Annotated in this window: 2 protein-coding genes and 1 pseudogene; 2 read left to right on the forward strand and 1 reads right to left on the reverse strand. The window is 46.6% G+C overall.

Annotated elements, in window-relative coordinates; translation table 11 throughout:
* Positions 1 to 690: pseudogene (locus RMO84_RS08220) on the forward strand (AAA family ATPase); the annotation flags it as partial.
* Positions 691 to 775: 85 nt separating this feature from the next.
* Positions 776 to 1621, forward strand: coding sequence for a WG repeat-containing protein (locus RMO84_RS08225; RefSeq protein ID WP_310487980.1), 846 nt, complete (start codon positions 776 to 778; stop codon positions 1619 to 1621).
* A 251-nt stretch (positions 1622 to 1872) separates the two neighbouring features.
* Here RMO84_RS08225 and ppsA read toward each other — a convergent pair whose 3' ends face one another.
* The gene (gene ppsA, locus RMO84_RS08230; RefSeq protein ID WP_310487981.1) at positions 1873 to 4395 is read right to left on the reverse strand and encodes a phosphoenolpyruvate synthase; all 2523 of its coding nucleotides are present in this window, start codon (positions 4393 to 4395) and stop codon (positions 1873 to 1875) included.
* Positions 4396 to 4699: the final 304 nt, after the last annotated feature.

Below are 4699 nucleotides of genomic sequence, written 5' to 3' on the forward strand. Positions count from 1 at the left end.
CAATTAACCGACAATAAAGATTGCGTACTCTGCATGACTTGTCTCAAAGCTTGTCCCCATCGATCGGTAGAACTCAATCTTCGTCCCCCAGGTATCGAACTGTGGACGACGCACGTACCACATGGATATGAAGTAGCATTATTATTGCTGTTATTAGGTGGTATTTATCTGCATCGATTGCCGAAAATTAACCAACTATTAGAATTACACATAGATTTAACGCAATTCTTACCACATTTGGGATTCTCGATCGCGGCAATTACCATCCCCGCAGTGATACCACTATTAGCCTATGCCACCATGCAAGGACTGTATGAGCTTGGTAAATTGGAATTTATCTCCTTGAAAATCTGCAAGCCTTTACCATTCATCACGATGGCTTATGGCTATTTACCTTTAGTTTTAGGTGGAACTTTAGCACACTATTTTAAATTGGGTTTAACAGAAGGCGGCCAAGTTATCCCGATCGCCTTTGCCACATTCGGACAAGCTAGTAATAATTTACCCAGCTTTATCGCTGATTCAGCCGTAATTGCTTTTCTCCAAGGAATGACGCTAATTGTAGCTTTAATAACGACATTTTTTCTGACTCAAAAAATCGCTAAACGATCGATTCGATCGACACTTCCTCAACATCTAGCTAGTATTTGTCTGCTAGTAACTCTGTGGCTCTCGATCGTTGGTAACTAAGATATTAGCGTTATAAAAAATCAACTCAAATAGCTCGATCTAAGGTACGATAGATTCGAGCATTTCGATCTTAGACTAAAGACCCATGAAACTTACCCCAATTTCCCTAGTTACCTCGATCGCGATTGCGAGTATTTATGTAGGCACAAATTTACATGCTGTGACTGCAACAGTAGCAACATTACCCTCAGCTTATCTGATTAGTCTATCCGAAGATGCTAGCCTGACTCCCGTTCAAAAGAACGGTAAATGGGGTTATATCAATTCTGCTACCGGACAAATGACCAAATTTATCTATGATGAAGCTGGTTCTTTTTATGAAGGATTGGGTAAGGTAAAAATCGGCACTAAATATGGATTTGTTAACCTTGCTGGCAAGCAAGCGATTCCAGTTAAATATGACGAAGCTTATTATTTTGACAATGGTATCGCCCAAGTCAAACTCAATGAAAAATATGGATTTATCGATCGAACTGGTAAAGTAGTAATTCCCATCAAGTACGATGAAGCAGAAACATTTAGTAGCAAGGAGCAAAAACTAGCATTAGTCAAACGCCAAGACAAATATGGATTTATCGATCGAACTGGCAAAGAAGTAATTCCGCTCAAATTTAGTAGCGCAACTGCTTTTTACGACCAAGATCTAACTTGGGTCTCGATCGATAATAAATATGGGTACATCGATAAAAGTGGCAAACAAGCAATCGCACTTCAGTTTGATGAAGCTCAATCCTTTTTTGAAGGTACCGCCCGGGTCAAAATCGGCGAAAAATGGGGCTATATCGATCGAAATGGCAAACAATTTATTCGTCCCCAATATGAAGAAGTTGAGGACTTTAAGTTTGGCTTGGCGATCGTCAAGCTCAATGGTAAAAGTATCTATATCGATAAAAATGCCAAAGTTATCTGGAATGGTGAAGGTGCTCGCTAAGAGGATGTTTGAAAATTATAATTGCTTCGTTTTTAGTGGGTAGATCCCCCCTAACCCCCCTTGAAAAAGGGGGAACCGGACTCTTAGTCCCCCTTTTTAAGGGGGATTTAGGGGGATCTTCTAGGGCTTGAACTTAGCAATCAGACTTCTCAGACATTCTCTAAGAGGATGTTTGAAAAGTATGCTTTTCAAACATCCTTTAAGTAATCTTGACCTACCGTGTCAAAATCACATCATAGGTTTCACCATTTTTAGCCCATAACCTCTTTCAAACGAGCTTCCACCTTCGCGATTTCTAGACGGGTTTTAATTACCGAATCGGGATTGAGACTAATCGAATCGATGCCTTGCTCTACCAAAAAGCGGGCGAATTCTGGATAGTCACTGGGAGCTTGGCCGCAGATGCCGATCTTGCGTCCGTGGGCTTTGACTGTGGAGATCGCCATTTTCACCATTGCCATCACTGCTGCATTGCGTTCGTCGAAGATATGGGCGACTAGCGCAGAATCGCGATCGAGTCCTAAGGTGAGCTGAGTTAAATCGTTCGAGCCGATCGAGAAACCATCGAAGATTTGGCAAAATTCGGCAGCCAGGATGACGTTGCTCGGCACTTCGCACATCATATAGACTGCTAAATCATTTCCGCGTTCTAAGCCGTTTTCAGCCATTTCTGCCAAGACCTGGCGGCCTTCGGCTGGCGTTCGACAAAACGGAATCATGGGAATGATATTCATCAGCCCCATTTCTTCCCGCACTCGTATCAGTGCTTGGCATTCCAGTGCAAAGGCGGCACGATAGGTGGGATCGTAGTAGCGCGAAGCTCCCCGCCAGCCAATCATCGGGTTTTCTTCATGGGGTTCAAATTGACGACCGCCGAGGAGATTGGCGTACTCATTGCTCTTGAAATCCGACATCCGCACGATGACGGGACGAGGATAGAAGGCGGCAGCGATCGTGGCGACTCCATGAGCGAGTTTATCGACAAAGAAATCCGGCTTGTGAGCATAACATAACGTCAGTTTGGCAATCTCCCGCTTCACATTCGCATCTGTCAACAGATCGAAGTTGAGTAACCCCAAAGGATGCACCTTAATCTGGTTGGCAATAATAAACTCCAACCGCGCTAAACCGACACCATCGCAAGGAATCGCCGACAGTCCCAAAGCTTCAGCGGGGTTGCCGACATTCATCAGAATTTGGGTGTGGGTAGGCGGTAACTGGCTCAATTCCGTCTCGATAACTTCAAATGGCAGCAAGCCAGCATAGACCCGCCCGATGTCACCTTCGGCACAGGAAACAGTCACAGCTTGCCCTGTGGCGATCGCCTTTGTCGCATCACTACAACCGACGATCGCGGGAATCCCCATTTCTCTAGCAATAATTGCGGCGTGACAGGTGCGCCCGCCCTGGTTGGTAACGATCGCGCCCGCCTTTTTCATAATCGGCTCCCAGTCTGGATCGGTTTTATCCGTTACCAATACTTCTCCCGGCTGGAATTCGGCGATTTGATGGACATCAAAAATCACTCGTGCTTGCCCTTGCCCGATGCGTTCGCCGACGGCACTCCCGATGGTTAAGGCTGGAATCGTCGATGCGTGGGGTGATGTGAAGCGATAGCGGCAGAGGCTATGGGCGGATTTCTGGGACTGGACTGTTTCGGGACGCGCTTGAACGATGAACAGCTCTCCGGTTTCACCATCTTTTGCCCATTCAATATCCATGGGCGTATATATGCCCCGAACTGCGGAATAGTGATCTTCGATAATGACCGCCCACCGCGCCAGCATAAGAATTTCATCATCCGAGATCGCAAATCGATCGCGATCTGCTGCAATTACGGGGACGTTTTTAGTTAATTTCGATCCGCCCACATCGTAAACCATTTTAATCGCTTTACTCCCCAATCGTTTTTGGAGAATCGGGCGGAAACCATCGGTGAGTGTCGGTTTGAATACCAAAAATTCATCAGGATTTACCGCACCCTGGACGACATTTTCACCCAACCCATAAGCCGCACAGATGGAAGCCGCATTTCTAAATCCGGTTTCGGGATCGATCGAGAACATCACGCCCGCAGCGGCTAAATCGGAACGCACCATCTTCTGGACACCAATGGAAAGATAGACATTTAGATGGTCGAATCCCCTCGTTGTCCGGTAAGAAATCGCGCGATCGGTAAAAATCGAAGCAAAGCATTTACGACACGCTTCCAGCACCTGCTTGACCCCGTGGATGTTCAAATAAGTTTCCTGTTGTCCGGCAAAACTCGCATCGGGTAAATCTTCGGCAGTAGCACTCGATCGCACGGCCACATCCGTATTGTGCAAACAATTTGCGACTAGATCGGGATGAATCGGCGCAAGCAGATCGCAATCTGCGCCAGCACCACCGTACAGAGTGCAGAGTTTAGTATAAGCTGTGGCGATCTCCAGTTCTAATTCTGGCGGGAACGGCGTATTCAACATCAACGAGCGAGCCTGTTCGCCGCGCTGCCGCAGATTTTGCAGATCGTCTACATCCAAGTCTGCAAAAATCCGGTGCAGTTTCGGCTCCAAACCTGCTTGGGCGATAAAATAGCGGTAAGCAGCCGCAGTGGTCGCAAACCCATTGGGCACCCGCACGCCCTTGGACGCGAGTTGCCCGATCATTTCGCCCAGAGAAGCGTTTTTACCGCCCACCAGCGGGAGATCGTTGATGCCAACTTCATCAAACCATAGAATAAATGCTCGATCGCGAGCTGGTTCGGTCATCAAGCTGGGGGCGGTACCGAGCATAATCCAATCCTCTAATGGCGACAGGCAGATTTTCAATATCTTCAATTCTAGACCAACAATTTGGGGAACTTGTGAAGAAGCTCTCAAAAATCTCCAGAATCAGGCGGTGCTGATGTGCGCTCCGTGCCCCTACCTTCAAGTTCGGGCATCGTCTCTAGAATCAATAATTCCTAAATTCAGCACCACCGCATTTGCTGACAAAATCATCATTGACAATGAAAGTTACTATCTTTATTACCGAATCATCCGATTGGTCGATCGATGAAGATGAGGTCGATCGAGTAACCCGATCGAATGTTACTCA

Origin of the sequence: Chamaesiphon sp. VAR_69_metabat_338 (assembly GCF_031423935.1) — a bacterium.
In the GTDB taxonomy this organism is placed as follows: domain Bacteria; phylum Cyanobacteriota; class Cyanobacteriia; order Cyanobacteriales; family Chamaesiphonaceae; genus Chamaesiphon.